The 17313-nt window shown below is 67.5% G+C and carries 17 protein-coding genes; 3 read left to right on the top strand and 14 right to left on the bottom strand.

Annotated features, from left to right (window positions below):
- Window positions 1–593: 593 nt before the first annotated feature.
- The 6 genes from ASE16_RS15465 to ASE16_RS15440 form a co-directional block, all read right to left on the bottom strand.
- Window positions 594–1259 carry an RICIN domain-containing protein gene (locus ASE16_RS15465; RefSeq protein ID WP_157480419.1) on the bottom strand — a complete coding sequence of 222 codons (666 nt, stop codon included), beginning with the start codon at window positions 1257–1259 and terminating at the stop codon, window positions 594–596.
- 422 nt (window positions 1260–1681) lie between these two features.
- On the bottom strand, window positions 1682–2188 hold the full coding sequence (locus ASE16_RS15460) for a hypothetical protein (RefSeq protein ID WP_055897025.1): 507 nt from the start codon (window positions 2186–2188) through the stop codon (window positions 1682–1684).
- A 111-nt stretch (window positions 2189–2299) separates the two neighbouring features.
- A complete protein-coding gene (locus ASE16_RS15455; protein ID WP_055897022.1) occupies window positions 2300–2836 on the bottom strand; it encodes an alternate-type signal peptide domain-containing protein in 537 nt (178 codons plus the stop codon).
- A gap of 360 nt (window positions 2837–3196) precedes the next feature.
- Window positions 3197–3559 carry an META domain-containing protein gene (locus ASE16_RS15450; protein WP_235500533.1) on the bottom strand — a complete coding sequence of 121 codons (363 nt, stop codon included), beginning with the start codon at window positions 3557–3559 and terminating at the stop codon, window positions 3197–3199.
- A complete protein-coding gene (locus ASE16_RS15445) occupies window positions 3556–5067 on the bottom strand; it encodes a leucyl aminopeptidase family protein (protein WP_055897016.1) in 1512 nt (503 codons plus the stop codon). Before ASE16_RS15445 ends, ASE16_RS15450 begins: the two co-directional genes overlap by 4 nt.
- A 70-nt stretch (window positions 5068–5137) precedes the next feature.
- Entirely contained in the window at window positions 5138–6799 is a 1662-nt protein-coding gene (locus tag ASE16_RS15440; protein ID WP_200949671.1) for an AbgT family transporter, read from the bottom strand.
- Window positions 6800–7000: 201 nt separating this feature from the next.
- Between ASE16_RS15440 and ASE16_RS15435 the strand changes: the two genes are divergently transcribed.
- Window positions 7001–8569 (top strand): SLC13 family permease, encoded by a 1569-nt coding sequence (locus ASE16_RS15435; protein WP_055897013.1) that lies wholly within the window; start codon window positions 7001–7003, stop codon window positions 8567–8569.
- Here the strand turns inward: ASE16_RS15435 and ASE16_RS15430 are convergent.
- From ASE16_RS15430 to ASE16_RS15420, 3 genes are read right to left on the bottom strand one after another with little or no spacing between them, the layout of a single operon-like run.
- The gene (locus tag ASE16_RS15430; RefSeq protein ID WP_055897010.1) at window positions 8536–9555 is read right to left on the bottom strand and encodes a hypothetical protein; all 1020 of its coding nucleotides are present in this window, start codon (window positions 9553–9555) and stop codon (window positions 8536–8538) included. The genes ASE16_RS15435 and ASE16_RS15430 overlap by 34 nt on opposite strands.
- Window positions 9552–10706 (bottom strand): sensor histidine kinase, encoded by a 1155-nt coding sequence (locus ASE16_RS15425; protein WP_157480418.1) that lies wholly within the window; start codon window positions 10704–10706, stop codon window positions 9552–9554. The genes ASE16_RS15430 and ASE16_RS15425 overlap by 4 nt, the downstream gene beginning before the upstream one ends.
- Window positions 10703–11335, bottom strand: a complete 633-nt coding sequence (locus tag ASE16_RS15420; protein WP_082581507.1) for a response regulator transcription factor — start codon at window positions 11333–11335, stop codon at window positions 10703–10705. Before ASE16_RS15420 ends, ASE16_RS15425 begins: the two co-directional genes overlap by 4 nt.
- Before the next feature lie 390 nt (window positions 11336–11725).
- Here ASE16_RS15420 and ASE16_RS15415 point away from each other — a divergent pair, with 390 nt between their 5' ends.
- Together ASE16_RS15415 and ASE16_RS15410 are read left to right on the top strand one after the other, a co-directional pair.
- Window positions 11726–12763: a LacI family DNA-binding transcriptional regulator gene (locus tag ASE16_RS15415; RefSeq protein ID WP_055897004.1), complete on the top strand. Its 1038-nt coding sequence runs from the start codon at window positions 11726–11728 to the stop codon at window positions 12761–12763.
- Window positions 12764–13039: 276 nt separating this feature from the next.
- A complete protein-coding gene (locus ASE16_RS15410) occupies window positions 13040–13546 on the top strand; it encodes a GyrI-like domain-containing protein (protein ID WP_055897000.1) in 507 nt (168 codons plus the stop codon).
- 120 nt (window positions 13547–13666) lie between these two features.
- On the opposite strand, the gene ASE16_RS15405 is transcribed toward ASE16_RS15410, so the two are convergent.
- The 5 genes from ASE16_RS15405 to ASE16_RS15385 are packed head-to-tail and all read right to left on the bottom strand — an operon-like array spanning window position 13667 to window position 17250.
- Window positions 13667–13918: a DUF6458 family protein gene (locus ASE16_RS15405; RefSeq protein ID WP_055896997.1), complete on the bottom strand. Its 252-nt coding sequence runs from the start codon at window positions 13916–13918 to the stop codon at window positions 13667–13669.
- A gap of 60 nt (window positions 13919–13978) precedes the next feature.
- Window positions 13979–14794, bottom strand: a complete 816-nt coding sequence (locus ASE16_RS15400; protein ID WP_055896994.1) for a shikimate 5-dehydrogenase — start codon at window positions 14792–14794, stop codon at window positions 13979–13981.
- A gap of 19 nt (window positions 14795–14813) precedes the next feature.
- Window positions 14814–15041, bottom strand: a complete 228-nt coding sequence (locus ASE16_RS15395; RefSeq protein WP_055896992.1) for a PLDc N-terminal domain-containing protein — start codon at window positions 15039–15041, stop codon at window positions 14814–14816.
- A 5-nt stretch (window positions 15042–15046) separates the two neighbouring features.
- Window positions 15047–15889: an amidohydrolase family protein gene (locus tag ASE16_RS15390; protein WP_055896987.1), complete on the bottom strand. Its 843-nt coding sequence runs from the start codon at window positions 15887–15889 to the stop codon at window positions 15047–15049.
- Window positions 15890–15891: 2 nt separating this feature from the next.
- A complete protein-coding gene (locus tag ASE16_RS15385; protein WP_235500650.1) occupies window positions 15892–17250 on the bottom strand; it encodes an alpha-L-fucosidase in 1359 nt (452 codons plus the stop codon).
- Window positions 17251–17313: the final 63 nt, after the last annotated feature.

Genomic DNA, 17313 nt, shown 5'->3' with positions numbered 1-17313 from the left:
TGCAAGTGCTCCGGGAGGCGCGGGGTGCGCATCGGCAATCGGTCCAGGGGATGGCCTGTCTCCCGGACACGCGTCGTCGTTCTGAGCCGGACTCTCAGAGAGGAGAACTCCCAAGCTGAATTCGATGGCACCGTTCTGGCCGTGAGTTCCCGAGAGATCGTTCAAAGCCAGCACCGACCTCACCTGCACGCTCTGCCCCGCTGGTAGCGATGCGCCTTCAAGCAGCGTGAGGCACGGCCTCGCAGCGGAGACAGGCAGCGGCCGCCCAGGCTGTTCTGTCGTGCCCGCCGATATCGTCAATGCGTCAAGGACGTCGAGATTCGGTATCTCGACGGAGGTGAGAACGATACGGAGGTACCCACGCGTTGTGCCGTTGTTCTTGACGAGAAACGAGTCGGTCGCCGTGCCGTGCGGCACAAGGATGTTCCCGTCGAAGAGGCCGCTGTATGAGCGGGTATACGTCATGCCATCCGGGGAGACTTCGGCGATGTGCGGAGCAGGCTCGGCACCGTTGTCAGCCAGAGCGGGACCGCCGGTGCCGATGAGCAGGCCCGTCGTCAGGAGAAGCAGGCAGCCGCGGGCCACCGCGCGCATCACGTTCCGTCTCCCGTGTCCGTCGGCGCAGCGACCGGCAGCTGGGTGGCGCTGAACGACTGCAGCGCTGATCCATTGCATTCCTGTGTGGAGAGGGGCGACGACGAGACACCCGCCGTGAGACACAGTCCGGATGCGTCGTTCACAAATTGGAAGAGGCCAGGCGCAACAAGCTGGGGCTCCCAGCCTTGCGCGGGTTCGGCAGTGTCTCGAAGCTGCATCGCGACGCCGCCCGTCGTGTTCGGTTGAGCGAATCGATTGGCAGGGCCGGCTGAGCGAATGCCCACGATCGAGCCGCCGAACGGGGTGAGCGTGAACCATTGATTGGAGAAGCTCGGGTCCAGATCTCCGTGGCAGGGAAAGGTTCCTAGCAGTGCACCGGGAGCAGTGTTGACCCCGCCGGTCACGTCGAAGCACCCTGACTGGCCGGACGGATTGATGTTGTACCAGAAGTTGCCGAGCGTTGCGAAGGGGTAGATCTGCGACGTGCTGATCGCGGAAGCGGCCTCGGCTGTAGCAGCGAAGGCGTGGAGGGACAGCCGTGCTTCAACGCTGACGTCCGCTGTCCGTGCGCCGGAGACCGCGGCGGCGTCTTGGCGGGAGTCGATGCTGCTGCGAATGCAGATGACCTGGGAGTCGCCAGGGGCGAGCGCGGCGGTGTTCACCGTGACGCCGCCCGCCCACGTGCCCTGAACCGCATCCCCGTTCGGGATGGCAGTGTTTGTGCACTCCGTCGCGGCCGACACGGGCCACGCGAGTGCACGGGTGGATGAGACGAGCTGGTCGGTGCTGGAGGTCGTGAACTCTGTTTCGACAGCGGCCGGAAAAGGGCTGACGCCTGTGGTCGTGTTCGAGACGGTGACCGCCGCGGTAGCGGTCATCGACGAGTTCGTGAATGCGATCGGCGGGAGCGCTCCCACCGAGACGGCCACGCTGCCGGCACCGACAACACCGGTGGCGGTCAGTCGAGCACTCCACGATGCCTCCGCGACCATACCGCCGCCCAGTCCAGAGAGAACGAGTGCTAGAGAGAGGAGGGAGCACAAGGCCACCGCTGTACGACGGCCGCGATCGACTCGTGTCCGTTTCATGGCGTCTCCTGATCTGCCGAGAGAAGCAACGTGAACGCGGCGATGCTCGAGCCTTGGGAACTCGCCGGAACGTCTGGAAGCAGCGTCACCGCCAGGCAATAGGTGAGAGCTTGTGATGCCGTTTGCACTGGGCCGATGCGGACCGCGGTTTCCGTGAGTGTTTCGAGGTCTGCGCCGCCATCCGGGCACGGGGCAGGGCCGGCGGCGAAACGTACGTCCCCGTTGCTCGCCGTGGCATCGTCGAGCGAGGCAGCGAGGGTGAACGGGGTGTTGCCGGTGTTCGCGACGGTGAAGTCGGCCAGCCGTGTCTCTCCGGGCAGCATGCCTGCCCAGGTCGCCGGCCCGAATTCCGCTGTCGTGCTCGTCGGCGAGGCCGTAGCGCCGACAGCGATGGTGGCGGTCAACGTGCCGGACACGATCGTTGTGGAGGCGATCGGGGCCGTCGCGTTCCAGAGCGCGTAGCTTCCGCGCGTGATCGTCAGCGCCGCCACGGCGAGGATCACGACGAGGAAGGCCGTGGTCGAGAGTGATCCGCCGCGGGGCCGCGCAGACGTGACGTCTCCTCGGCCCCGCGGCCGGCACGGCCTTTCGTATCGTGCCACTGACCGGCCTCGTTAGGGAGCGACCTGTTGCAGAACGAAGTTCATTCCGCTGAGCTCTACGGTCTGCCCCTGGGCCACGGTGTCCGTGACGGAGTCGGCGGGGAAGGTGACGGTCACCGTCACGGGAGCTGTGATCGGAGTGGTCGATGTCGGATCGTCCGGCACGACGTCGAAGACGTTGTTTTCACCGGCGACGGGCGTGAAAGTTCCCCCGGTGGGTGTGCCGAAGGTGAGGGACACATCGAGTGCGTCGAGGAGCTCGGGATCGCCCGTGATAGATGCTGGGTCGATCGAGATCTGCGAGGTGAGGTTGTCGCCCTGCGCGACGACGGACACGTTCGCGGTGTATGTTTCGGAATCGCCAGGAACCCAGTGGTCGAGGTCATCCGACCAGGACCCTCCGGTCGCGGCGACCGTGAGCACACCGGACGAGACGCTGCCGGCGTCCACGTTCGCGGCGTCGTTCCACAAGGCGAGCGATCCGGAGGTGCCGAGGAGGAGAACGAGCCCTCCGCCCGCTGCCACGAGTCCTGTGGTCAACTTTTTCATGTGAATCTCCTGTCTACTTCGTTGTAATAACCGCGTGCGCGACCCCGTGCCTGCGTGAGCGGGCTCGTGTTCGCGTCGGGTCGACACTGATTCATGCTGAGATACAGCTGACCCACCCTTGAAGACCCGATGGGGAGCTGTCGATAACGCGGATTCTTCGCGTCCGCCCCCGGAAGGCGGCAACGGCGCCGAGTGGGCGATCCGAGGTTCCGTTCGAGGCACGATTCCGGGCTGTGGTGGGACAGCCGAAAGCTCCCGGTGGCGTGGCGTGGCGTGGTGTGGCGGTCCGGCCGGCTGGGTGGCCGGAGGTCGGTGCGCGACGGCGCTACCGAAGGCGTATGGGTGTCCCCATCGGCCGGCTCAGCGGGAGAGTTTTCCGATCTCGGTGCCGGAAGAGTTGAGGACGTGCATGGTGGTGCCGGAAACGGTCGCCGTGGCCAGGTCGGTCAGCCAGGTGTCCACCCCCGGGCACGCCATCCGCGTGGACGCCACTTCCCCGAACGTCACCGTTCTTCCCGATGTGCTCCAGGTTCCGCTGAGACGGTTGCATCCGTCTGTGCCGGACAGGGAGCCATTCGCTTGCAGGACGAGCTGGGGCTCGCCTTCCGTGGATGAACCCCAGGTGCCGGCAGGAGGCGCCGCAGCGGGAGCGCATCCCGTCAGTATCAGTGTCGTGGCGAGTGCCGTGATCGAGAACAGCGCCATCCGGTGTGAACGCGTCATGCTGCGTCCTTCTTGGCGAACGTGCGGGCGGTCTCGAGCAGAATCCGTGCCCCGAATCCGGTCGCGCCGACGGTCCGCCAGGAGTCGTCCTGGTCCGCGTGCATGGTGCCCGCGATATCGAGGTGCGCCCACGGGGTTTCGCCCACGAAGTGCTGGAGGAACAACGCGGCGGTGGTGGCACCGGCGTAGGGGCCGCCGAGGTTGGCGATGTCGGCGATGGTGGAGTCCAACTGCCGGCGGTACTTCTGCTCCAGCGGCAGCTGCCACACCGGTTCGTCGGCGGCAGCGGATGCCGCGCGGACCAACTCGACCGTGCGAGAGTCATTGCCGAAGATCGGGGCGGTGGCTGCGCCGAGCGATACCAGGGCCGCACCGGTCAGCGTCGCGATGTCGACGATGGCATCCACGGCTGCCTCGTTCGCGAGCACGAGTGCGTCCATCATCACCAAGCGCCCTTCGGCGTCGGTGTTCTTCACCTCGACAGTGGTTCCATCGCGCGCGGTGAGCACATCGCCGAGTTTGTACGCCGTGCCGGAGGGCATGTTGTCGGTGCACATCAGCCAGCCGGTCACCCTGGTGCGCACTCCGCTGTCGCGCAGCCCCGTGAACGCGCCGAGCACGGCAGCGGCGCCGCTCATGTCCATCTTCATGAGCAGATGCATCGGGTCGCTCGGCTTCAGGCTGATGCCGCCGGAATCGAACATGATGCCCTTGCCGACGAGACCCAGATGACCCGTCGCATCCTCGGGCGTGTACTCGAGCTTGATCATCCGAGGCTCCTCCGTCGAGCCCTGGTTCACGCCCAGAAGACCTCCGCAGCCCAGCTCGACGAGCGCCTGCTTGTCGAACAGCTCCACCCCGAATCCGAATCGCGTGCCGAGCTCGACGGCGATCTCGCCCAGCTTCGTCGCGGTCAGATGACCGGGAGGGGTGTTCGCCAGATCGCGGGCGACGATGGTGGCGCGGGCCGATACGAAGGCGGCAGCGATGGCGAGGTCCGCGCCGTCCGTGTCCGGAACATCCAGCGTGAACGAGATCAACGGAACGTGCGTCGAGGTCTTCTTCAGCGCCGTGTAGCGGTAGCCGGCCAGGAGGGCGCCCTCGGTGGCTGCACGGATCGCGGAGAGCGGGTCGACGCCGGCCAGGTCGTCGACGCGAAGGCTCAGCCTGGCCCTGCGGGATGCGGTCCGGACGAGGGATGCGGCGGCGTCGCGGAAGCCCGCTGCGTCGACATCGGCCAGGGGTCCGAGACCGACCGCGACCAGATCCGGCCCTGATGCCTGCGGCAGCAGCAGGGCAGAGCCCGCCTTCCCCTCGAATCCCGCGTCCGCGAGGTCTGCACGATCGAACCCGAGGGACCGTGGCACGTCGGCGTCGGAGTACACGCCGATGCCGATCGCCTCGGCATCGGTCTGCGAGCCGACGATCACCGACACCGCATCCAGGGCGTCGAGCCCCGGAACGGCGGCGATATCGGCCTGGGTCACCGTGTTCTGCCTGCTGGTCATGTTCTGTGCTCCTCTGATGACGAATGGCGGGGTGACGAATGGCGGGGGCGACGATCGACTCCGGGCGGCCCTAGCCGCCGGTTTGCACCGGAGAGCCAGGGCCCCACGGGATCCCCAGCAGGAACCAGGTGATGAACAGCAGCGTCCAGCTCACCAGGATCGCGACCGTGTACGGAATCATCAGCGCGATGATGGTGCCGATACCGGCGTCCTTCTTGTACCGCTGCGCGACGGTGACCATGAACGGCAAGTACACCATCAGCGGGGTCAGGACATTGATGGGTGAGTCGCCGACTCGATAAGCGGCCAGCAGCGTCTGCGGGGCCACGTGGAGCGAGGCGAAGATCGGGATGAATACGGGCGCGAAGATCACCCACTTGGGCACCAGCCCGGGGAGGATGAAGTCCAGAATCACGATCACCAGGATGAACGCGACCAGCAGCACGATCGCCGGAACGCTCGCCGACTTCAGAAATTCGGCCGCCGAGATCGCGGCGACCGTCGGCAGGTTCGACCAGTTGAAGAGCGCGATGAACTGCGCGATCATCAGGAACATCAAGAGCAGGCCGCCGAGGCTCCCGAAAGTCTTGGCGATCGCCGCTACGGCGGCGTTCCCGCCGACGAGCGTCTTCGCCCCCGCTCCGTATGCGACGCCGCAGACCAGGAACGCGAGCGTGATGATGAAGACGAGGCTGGCCATGAATGGCGTGGTGCCGATGATCGCGCCGGTCTCCGGGTCGCGCAGCGGCGCGCCTGGGGGAGCGGTGAGCAGCACGATGACCGCGATGAAGCCGATCAGCGCCCAGAACGAGAACCTCAGCCCTCGCGCTTCCGCCTTCTCGTCGACCTTCTCGTCCGCGCCGTCGCCCGCCGTGTAGTCCGCCGGATTGAATGGGCCGAGTCGTTTCTCCGTGATGAAGACCGTCACGAGCAGCACCACCACTGCCATCAGAATCGACGAGGCGACGGAGAAGTAGTAGTTCTGGGTGACCTCGAGGGTCTTCATCCCTGCGGCCGAGAGCACCTCATTGGTGACCTCGGTGAGCATGCTGTCGCTCGGAGTAATCAGCAGGTTCACCCCGAACACGGCGCCGACGGCGGCGAACGCCGCTGCAAGCCCTGCGAGTGGATGTCTGCCGACGGTGAAGAACGCGGCGGCGGCGAGCGGCACCAGGATGAGGTAACCGGCGTCCGTCGCCACCGAAGAGAGCACGCCGACGAAGATGAGAATGAACGCCAGCCACCGCTTGGGAGCGACCTTCACCGTTCGCCGGATGAGCGCCCCCATGAGGCCGGCGTGCTCAGCGACGCCGACACCGGCCATCGCGATCAGGACGACGGCGACGACCCCGAAGCCGGCGAAGTTGTTGACGAACGACGAGAAGAAGAAGCGGATGCCTTCGATGGAGATCAGGTTCTGCACTTCGACGGTGCGCGTCTCGACCGTGTAGTCGGGCACATCCGCCGGCTGACCGGTCGTGGTGTCGAAGATCTGCCAGTTCCCGCCGAACTGTTCGTTGACCTGCGCGAACTGATCGTGCGGAAGAGGGGTGACGACCTCGTCGGTGACGGACACTCCCACCCAGGACAGGATTGCGGAGAGCACCGCGATGAAGGCGATCAGGTAGAGGAACATGATCGTCGGGTTCGGCACCTTGTTGCCGGCCTTCTCGATCCAGTTCAGAAAGCCCTTGTTCGGGGCTTTCGTCAGCGCGGCCGCGTCACTGCTCACGATGCACGCGCCGGTCGCCGGACGGACTGCGGACGACTTCGGTGCAAGGCCACGGATGACGCCCTTTCAGTACGGTGCATGGATCGGTGGCGAGGACATCCGCCGCCGTTTCCATGATTCCGAGTGGCGCGTCCGACCTGCAAGATAACCCCCCAGACATGGGGGTGGGACAGGGGTGACGGCCGCCCTAGTGTCAGGGCAATGGATCCGATCGTCACCACCCTCGTCATCCTTTCCGTCGCGGTGGTGGCCTTCGTCTCGAACCGGATTCCACTCGGCGCGGTCGCGATCGGCGTCTCGCTCGCGCTCTATCTCACCGGCATCCTGGACCTTCAGCAGGCGCTGGCCGGGTTCGGCGATCCCACGGTGCTGTTCATCGCTTCCCTGTTCGTGGTGAGCGAAGCGCTCGAATCGACCGGGATCGTGGCCTGGGCGGGGCAGGAGGTGATCAGCCGCGCCGGCGTGCGACGCGTGCCACTGCTCCTGACGATCGGCATCCTCGTCGCGGTGGTGACCGCGGTGATCAGCGTGAACGGCTCCGTCGCCGCCCTGCTGCCCCTCGTGGTCGTCGTGGCGGCACGAGCGAAGGTCGCCCCCTCTCAGATGCTGATCCCTCTCGCGTTCTCTGCGCACGCGGGATCCATGCTCGCCCTCACCGGCACTCCGGTGAACATCATCGTGTCCGATCTCTCCGCCGACTCCGGCGGACGGCAGTTCGGTTTCTTCGAATTCGCACTGGCCGGCCTGCCGCTGCTGGTCGGCACGTTGGCGATCATCCTCCTGTTCGGATCGCGCCTCCTGCCGCACCGCACAGCCGCTTCCGCGCCGATCGACGTGGAACAGCTCGCCGCGACCCTGCGGGCAGACTACGAGGTCGCATCCGATCGCGCGATGATGACGGCAGGACGGGGGATCGCCGAAGTCGTCGTGCCGCCGCGGTCCAGCCTGATCGGCCTGCACGTTTTCGCCGGAATGTGCACCCCGAGCGGAGACCTGATGATCCTCGGCGTGAATCGCGCGGGGGAGCCGCTCGCCGAGAGGGGAGCGGTCCTGCGAGCCGGCGACGCACTGTTGCTCGACGGAAGCTGGGACGACCTCCACAAGCACACCAGCGGGAGCGGCGAAGTGCTCGTCGTCGACGATCCCGCCACGCTCCGCCGCGCGGTGCCGCTCGGCGCGGGGGCCAAGCGAGCCGCCGTGATCCTGTTCGTGATGATCGTGCTCCTCGCCACGGGGATCGTCCCCGCCGCCGTAGCGGGAATGCTCGCCGCCGTGGTGCTCGTGCTCACCAAGGTGGTGTCCGTCACGCGCGCGTACCGGTCGATCTCGTGGACGACGGTCATTCTGGTGGCAGGGATGATCCCGATGGCCACGGCATTCCAGACGACCGGTGCGGCGACGGCGATCGCGGATGCGCTGAGCTCGCTGCTCGGCGACGCCGGCCCATATGCTGCTCTGGCGGTCATCGTGCTGATCACTCTGGTTCTCGGCCAACTGATCAGCAACACGGCGACGGTGCTGATCGTCGCGCCGGTCGCTGTCGCCCTGGCCGATGCCACACACCAATCCGTGTTGCCGTTCCTGATGGGGCTCACCGTCGCGGGTGCCGCAGCGTTCCTCACCCCTGTCGCGACACCGGCGAATCTGATGGTGATGGAGCCGGGAGCCTATCGGTTCGGCGACTACGCCAGACTCGGCCTGCCGCTGATGGCGCTGTACTTCCTGGTGGCGGTGTTCTACGTGCCGCTCGTCTGGCCGTTCGCGGGTTGACCTTCCGCGTCGAGGAGCACCCGCACGGCCGGGCCTCCCTCCGGACGCATGAGTACAGAGACGACACCCCTTCCTCGTGCCTGGATGGTGATGTCGACCGTCTGTGCCACCAGCTCGGCGAGGGCCCCGGCGAGGGTGTCGGAGATCACCGCTCCCGACGGGTCCTCTCCGCCGAGCATCAGGACGCGTGCGCCGCCGCGCCGCGCCGCGTCCACAGCCTCCGCCAGCGCTGGATGCGCGAGCCCCGCAGCCCGGATGCGGTCCCGAATCCCACCCTCGGCGACAGTGAGCTGCCGGAGGAACCCGTCGTCGATCGTCCGACCTGCGGCGAGATCGTTCAGTGATGGTCGGGCGATCCGCAGGATCTCTGCGAGCTCTGCGCGGGATGCTCGCGTCGCGTCTTCCGCGGCACGGGCTTCGGCATCGGCCAGTGCCGCTCGTTCGCGGGCGGAATGCTCGCGACGGACCACCGCGGCGAGGACGAAGCGCCAGGTCGCGCCCACGATTGCAGCGCTGACGGCGGGGAGGACCAGCTCGGCGAGATCCACGCCCAGCCGCCCGCTGTACACCCCCCACGCCAGTGCGAACGCGACGACGGCGACGGTTCCGATGCCGCCGATCACGACATTGCCCCGCATGATCAGGAGCGCCGCCAGATACGAGTTCACGTTGAACAGCCAGACCTCGCCGGCGCTGGGGTCTGCCAGCTCGAGGAACAGGAGCACGGACACCGCCACCACGAGCAGACCGGCGAGCACGATCAGCGCCCGCCGCCGCGGCAGCGGCCCGGGCGCGGGCGAGGTGACCAGCACCGCTCCGGCTAAGGGCAGCAGGAAGCCGACGACCCCGATCGCGCCACCCGAGTCGGGGAACCACCCACCGAGCACAGCCTGCGCGACGCCCGTCAGCCAGACCACGATCAGTGCCACCCTGGCGCCCGTGGTCGCGAGCCCGGCGCTGGCCGTCCTCGCGGGTGCTGGGCTCATCGGAGCCACTCCAGCTCGACGCGGGTGCCGGACACATCAGAGTGGATCGTCGCAGACCCACCTGGCAGCTTTCGCATCCGCCCGAGAATGCTGCCCCTCACGCCCAGCCGTTCCGCGGGCACGGTATCGACATCGAAGCCGGGGCCATCGTCGGTGACGACCAAGCGGAGCGCGTCCGGGCCGATCACTCCGGTCACCCGGCGAGTCGTCGCTCCATCGGCGTGCAGAGCAGAGTTGCGCAGCGCCTCCGCCATCGCTCGTCCCGCCTCGGACACCACGAGCGTGGGGAGGCGCCCGATCGCGGCGTCGATGCGGGCGTCAGCCGGCTGAATCCACCGCGACGCGATCGTGACGAGCCGCTGACGGGCTTTGCACACGTCCTCCTCTGCTCCGTCCTCGGCGTCCGGCGCGGCAGCAGCACCCAGCACGCGCAACGCGACCTCCGCGGCCGCCCGCAACTCGGGGATGGGCTTCCCCGGCAGCCGTGTGGCCGCGACCAGTGTCGAGAGGACCTCGTCGTGCACCAGGCGGGAGAGCTCTTCCTGCCGCTCGGCTCGCGCCTGAGACAGTGCCCCGCGCTCGACGCTGCGACGGCCCTCCTGCTCGATCCGTTCCCTGTCGCGAAGCCGGGACCGGATTCCGATCAGGATCGCGACGAAGGCTGCATTGCCCAGATGGATCGGAGTCTGCAGCAGCACCTCGTGCGGCACGCGTCCGAGGAAGAGGAGTCCGGAAAGCGCCGGAGCGAGCGTACTGAGGACGACGTATCCGATCGTGACCGGTAACGGGGTGATCAGCGCCACAAAACACATCATGATCGGCTCCAGCGCCCAGATCCACGGCCGGAGCAGGTCGGGATGCGCGCCGTTGTACCCGAGGAAAACGGTCGCCTGGGCGAGGATCGTGACGACGATGGCCGAGACGCCGAGCGCGTGCACGATCCGCAGAGGAAGCACGCGGCCCCCCGCGGCGATCGCTGCGATGAGGCCGACTGCCGCGAACGCGAGCGCCGACCACCACAGCACGAACTCGTCCGTCGTCCGCAGGACGCGGTCGCCGGCGGCGAGCGTCAGCACCAGGCCGCCGAGCGCAAGTACCCACCCGAGCATGCGCTCGATCGCCCACGGGGCGGCGGGTCGCGCACTGTTCACAGCGAGTCGACCAAGCCGTCTTCGACTGCGCGGCGGAACAGGTCGACCTTGGTCGGTGCTGACCGGTCCACCGCCAGGTACTTCTTGCGGATGTTGCTGATGTGCTCTGTCACGGTGTCGCGGGACAGGTACAGCAGCTCCGCGACATGGTCCGCCGTCGCGCCTGAGGCATACAGCGCCAATACCTCGGACTCGCGGGGGGTGAGCCTGGCATCGGTGAGAAGGCGATCGCCCTCCAGCGCCGCCGCCCAATCCGCGCCGGCGACCACCCCGCCCCGAGCCGCCGTCCGGACAGCGTCGACGATGGCGCTGGTCTGCTCCGTCTTGCGGATCATCCCCACCGCCCCGGCTCGCGCGGCATCGCGGACCAGCTCGGGACGGTCACCCGACGTGTACGCCAGCACGCGCGCGCCGCCCGCGGCCAACAGCTGTGTGTTCGCGAACGGGCTCGAGTCGTCGCTCAGCGAGAGGTCGAGCAGCACCACGTCGGGGAACTCTCGCAGCGCCAGCACCTGACGGATGCTGTTCGCCGCCGCAACGACGCGCAAGTCTGGCTGGGCGTTCACGATCGCTATCGTCCCGAGCATCATGGCGGGATGATCCTCCACGATTCCAACCCGAATGGTCATCGTTGCTAACTCGCCGTCTGTCGTGCCTCCCGCGCGTGAGGTCAGCATATCGGGCACCCAGAGGCCCGGTCGACGACGCCGGCAGGTGGCGGATTCGGCGCTGGCGTGATGGATTCGGCGGTGGTGTGTCTTACTCAGTGGAGGCGCATCTTCTCTGTGCTTGCCTCCCGTTTCGCGTCTGAAGGCGCGGAACCGGCGCCGCCAGTTCTATCCCCCCCATACTGGAGCTGGCGGCGCCCTCGATCCGAGGAATCCGGCCTGGGTGCCGGCCGTGCCAGCCGACGACCCCCCGCCCCACCAGGGGGCGATGCACGTGTCCTGTCTTTTGGTGGCTCCGGCGTCTCGTGTGCGAAGCTAGCAACGTTGTAAATCCGTCGAAGGAGGCGCCGCGTGGTCGCGACACTGAAGGATGTGGCCGCTGCGGCCGGGGTCTCCGTGAAGACCGCCTCCAACGTCGTGAACGGCTACGAATTCGTCAAGGCGTCGACGCGGGAGAGGGTGCTGTCCGCCATCCAAGAGCTCGGCTATCAGCCGAATCTCGCCGCGCGGAACCTGCGCGCGGGACGCACGGGCGTGATCGGGCTCGCCGTCCCATCGTTGAGCTTCAGCTATTTCGCCGAGCTGGCGGACGCCGTGCTCGAGGCATCGAGGAAGCTCGGCTTCGTCACGCTGATCGAGCAGACCGGCGGTGATCGGGACGTCGAGCTCGAGCTCCTGCGCGGCTCGCGGCTGTCCATGCTCGACGGTCTGCTGTTCTCCCCGCTCGGCATGTCGAACGACGACGCGGAGTACCTGAACGTGGACTATCCGCTGGTGCTGCTCGGTGAGCGCATCTTCGAAGGACCGACCGATCACGTCCTCATGCAGAACGTGAACGGCGGGTACGCGGCCACCGCGCACCTGCTGAACTCGGGACGACGCCGGATCGCCGTGTTGGGTGCGCATCGGGGGGAGCTGGTGGGGTCGGCGTCTCTGCGGCTGGAGGGCTATCGGCGCGCCCTCACGGACTTCGGGGTGGACACCGGCGACGAGCTCGTCGTCTTCCGCGAGGGCTGGCACCGGGCGGACGGTGCCGCCGCCACACAGGAACTGCTGTCCTCGGGCACGTCGTTCGACGCGATCTTCGCCCTGAACGACGAACTCGCTCTCGGCGCTCTGCGCATCCTGCATCAGGAGAACATCCGCGTGCCGGAGGATGTCGCGGTGATCGGCTTCGACAACCTCGTCGACGGGCAGTTCGCCATGCCGAGCCTGAGCACCATCGACCCGGGTCGCGCCGACATCGCCGACCGTGCGGTCACGGCGCTCATCGAGCGCATCGGGGACCGCGCCGCGACCAAGCGACCCCCGCGGGTCATCGAGGTGCCGTTCACCACTGTCGCCCGCGAGTCGACCGTGTCGATGGCGTCGTCGGTGCGTCTGAGCTGATGGCGGTGACGATCCCATCGTCCCTCTGGGCACTCGGCGTCGGTCGAGAGCGCCGTCATGTTCTTCGATGACGGCTGGTGGTACCTCGACCCGGAGGGCGACGTGAGGGGCGGAACCGTCCTCGACAATCTCCCTGCGTCCGGTGGACTCCCTCCACTGGTCGGCGTAACGGCGGTGTGCTCTTGCCCGACGGTCTTCGCTGGCTCTGGAGCGACGCCGCACACTCGACGCCATGAGATCCATCGCCGGGCCTGACGTGCGTGCGAGGATGTTCGCGTGAGCGCAGGTGAGCTGGACATCGTGAGCGGACCGGAGTTGAGCTTCCGCCCGGCCGTCGCGACCCTCGGCATCCGCGAGACCGTCCCTTTCCGGACGATGCTCTCCAATCGAGACCGTTTACTCGCAGAACTGATCGGCTGGCTCGATGAACACGGTGTCGAACCGGCGGGGCCCTTCTTCCTTCGTCTCCACGTGGTGAACATGGCCGATCTGATGCAGATCGAGGTCGGCGTGGCGGGAGAGTCCGACGCCACGGACGAGCGGGTCCAGGCCGGCGTCATCCCCGCCGGCAACTATGCCGTGCTGGCGTATCGCGCGAGATCAATGGCGGCGAACAAACTCCTGCACAGTTGGATCCGCGAGCACGACCTCCAACTGGATACACAGCCACGCCCGGATGGCGAAGCCTTCGCGTCGCGCTGCGAGATCTACCTGACGGACCCTCGGACGGAGCCGAAGAAGACCCGCTGGATCGTCGAACTCGCGTTCCTCACCAGAGCGTGACGCGAACGTGGCGATCGGACTGGACCCGCTTCGGGAGGCTGCCAACAGTTCGCATGTCGTGGTGCGGGAATCGGCCTAGACCATCCACGCCACAAAGAGAATGGTCGGATTCGGACGGCGTCAGAAGTCGTCGGAGCGCGTGCGCTTCTCCTGGACGCGCTCACCGGTCGCCGGGTCGATGCCGCCGCGGCTCACGGTCGTCGTCCTGCGCCTGCGCAGCATGAAGATCAACGACAGCACGAACACCACCACGCCGGCGCCCATCAGGATGTAGCCCACGAGCGCCACGTCGATCCACGACACCTGCACGTTCAGCGCGAACGCGAGGATCGCGCCGACCACCACCAAGAAGATCCCACTGCCGACGCCCATCTGGTTTCCCTTCGGTCACGTGCGGCACACGTTACTCCGGTCGTGCCGTCCAGGCGACGTTCATTCGGCGCGGGAGAACTCCGATGCCCGCGCCACCTGGTCGGCGGTGAGCGCGACGCCCGTGTACCGCTCGAACTGGCGAGCAGCCTGCAGGGCGATCACCTCGGCGCCGGTGATGACGGCGGCTCCTGCCGCGCGGGCCGCCACGATCAGCGGCGTCTCCGACGGGAACGCCACCACATCGAACACCGTGGATGCCGCGGCGATGTGCTCCTCGGCGAACGCCGTCACGTGCTCGCTCTCCCCGCGCATCCCGAGCGGGGTGACGTTGACGATCACGTCGAAGCCGGGCTCCGGGTCGGCGGCCACCCAGGTGTATCCGTATTTCTCCGCGAGCGACGCTCCGGCCGTCTCGTTGCGGGCGACGATGGTGAGGTCGTCGAACCCGGCGCCGCGGAAGGCGGCGACGACCGCCTTCGCCATGCCCCCGGAGCCGCGCAGCAGGACGCGCTGCGCAGGGTCCACCCTGTGTTCGGCGAGCAGCGCGGCCACGGCCTCGTAGTCGGTGTTGGATGCGGTCAGCACGCCGTCGTCGTTGACCACGGTGTTCACCGACTCGATCGCGAGTGCAGACGGTTCCATCACGTCGACCAGCGGGATGATCGCCTCCTTGAACGGCATCGACACCGAGCAGCCGCGGATGCCGAGAGCCCGGATGCCGCGCACAGCACCCTCGAGGTCGGTCGTGGTGAACGCCTTATAGATGAAGTTCAGGCCGAGTTCGTCATAGAGGTAGTTGTGGAACCGGGTGCCGATGTTGCTCGGCCGGGCGGCGAGCGACATGCAGACCTGCATGTCCTTGTTCAGGATGGGCATGCGCCCATTCTCGCATCGCTCAGCGCACCAGCATCCGCTCGAACTCCTTGGTGCGGTGCCCCACAGCGAACCACGCGATGGTGCCGCCGAGCGGCAGCATCAGGATGGTGACCAGCCAGATCGCCTGCGCCTGCCAGGCCAACGAGCGGTCGCGGACGATCTGCACGAAGGCGACCACCACGAACGTCAGATATGCGATCGCCGCTGCTGCCCCCAGCACGACGAGGATGAGCCCCCCGAAATCCATGGGGCTCAGCTTAGGTGGTACGCCCTGTCTGCCGCACGTCCGAAAACGTCGGCTCTCTCGTCGGCGCTCAGACCGGCGACGAGTTCGCGGGAGACGCGCAACGTCTCCGCGTACGGTCCGGCGAGGGTGGAGACCGGCCAGTCGCCGCCGAACAGCACCCTGCCCGGACCGAACGCGTCGAGCACGTGCTCGACGTACGGCCGCAGGTCGTCGGCGGTCGCCCGCCCGGCGGCGCCGAGCGTGGTGAGCCCGGAGAGCTTGACGAAGACACTCGGATGCGCGGCGAGCCGGGTGATCAGGGACGCCCACGGCTCGGCTCCCTGGTCGCCTGCTCCGACGGGCGGTGCGCCCAGGTGGTCGATCACGAGCCGGAGCCCGGGCAGCGATTCGGCGAGCGAGAGCGCGTGCTTCAGGTGGCGGGGAAGCACGCCGATCACGTCGAACGCGAGATCCCTGTCGGCGAGGAGCGCGAGAGAATGCTGGACCGCATCCCGTGCCAGCCAGTCGGCGTCCGGCTCGTCGTGGATGAGGTGGCGCACCCCCACGAATCCGGGATGCGCCGACCATGCGTCGAGCTGGGCGGCCGCCGTGGCCGGGTCGAGCAGGTCGACCCAGGCCACGACGCCGGCGATGAGAGAGGACGAGGCCGCGACGGCGAACATCGCCTCCGAGTCCTCCAGCGAGTTCGCCGCCTGGACGAGCACGGCGCCGTCGACGCCCTCCTGACGCAGCTGCGGTTCGATCTCCGAGAGGGCGAACGTGCGGTTGATCGGTGCGAGCGCATCGGTCAGCCAGGGGTACGCGACCCGATCCAGATCCCAGAGGTGCAGGTGGGCGTCGACGGTCATGCTCAGGCCGCCAGGGCGAAGCGGATGAGGGTGGGGCCGGCGACGGCGGGCTCGGGCAGAGACACCGTGATGGTGTCTCCGTCGCGCGTCACGGCGATCGGCGTTCCGTCAGCGAGGCGCGCAGACGCCGCGTCGACCGCGGAGGAGACGCCGGAGAGCGAGACAGCTCCCGTCGCGTCCACGAACGCGTTCGCGACGTCCCCGCTGCGCGTCCAGCGCACCCACGGCTCTGCGCCCTGATCCCCTGCGGACGGCCCGGCGATCGCCGCATCCAGGGTCGAGGACCCGAACACCGCCTCTCCGTTGACCGCGTTCCACGCCGCCAGGTGCTCCAGCGTCCTGCGCTGCAGCTCAGGCACGATGCCGCTGGCGGTGAGGCCGACGTTGAGCAGCAGGTTGCCGCCGCGCGACACGATGTCGACGAACGTCTTCACCGCATCCGGCCCGCTCAGCAGGTGTGTCTCGTCTTCGAGGGTGTTGTGGCCGAAGGAGTATCCGATGCCGCGGCAGTTCTCCCAGCCGCCTTCTCCCTCCACGCTGAGGCCCTGCTGGTACTCGCTGGTGCGGAAGTCCCAGTGCGTCGTGCCCCAGCGGTCGTTGGCGACCCCGTCCGGGGTCGCAGCGTAGAACTTCTCGAACAGGTTCTCCATCGAGAACGGGCCGGACGGCTTGCCCGCGTCCGGCCACTCGATGTCGCCCCAGAGCACGTCGGGCGAGTATCGCTCGATCAGGTCCTCGACGTGCTTGTATGCGTACTCCGCGTAGGCGGCGTCGACGGGACGGCCGAACTCCTGGCCATCGTCGGTGATCGGGGGGAGCTGGGAGAAGTGCCAGTCGAGTCCGCCGGAGTAGTACACGCCGAAGCGGAGGCCGGCATCCCTGGTGGCCTTCTCGAATGCGCCGATCAGGTCGCGCTTCGGGCCGCGGGCCACCGTGTTGCGCCCGTCGGTGCCAGGAGCGTCCCAGAGCGTGACGCCGTCGTGGTGCTTGGTGGTCGGCACGAAATAGCCGGCACCCGTGCTCTTCACCAGGGCGATGAACGCATCAGGATCGAACTCGTCCGGGTGCCAGGCGTCGATGAAGTCGTCGTACGGGGCGCCCCCGTACGCGTCGCGTTGGTGCTGGGCCGCCGGGCTGTCCTCGATGCGGATGGTGTTGTAGTACCACTCTGCGTAAGGATTGTGTGCGAACCAGTACTGCTTCTCGATAGTGCCGAGCTCGCCGATCGGCTCTGCCCAGGCAGGAACGGAGTACGGACCCCAGTGCACGAAGATGCCGAGCTTCGCGTCGCTGAACCAGGACGGGAGATCGCGCTCGAACCGCTGGTAGTTCTCGGGGCGGACGGGGTCGTCAGTGAACATTGCCACGCTGAGATTCTCCTTCTTCGCTGAATGGATTGTGGGACGCATCCCGATTCCATATCC

Origin of the sequence: Leifsonia sp. Root227, from assembly GCF_001428745.1 — a bacterium.
Taxonomy (GTDB): domain Bacteria; phylum Actinomycetota; class Actinomycetes; order Actinomycetales; family Microbacteriaceae; genus Leifsonia.
This window is presented reverse-complemented; position numbering and strand designations above follow the sequence as displayed.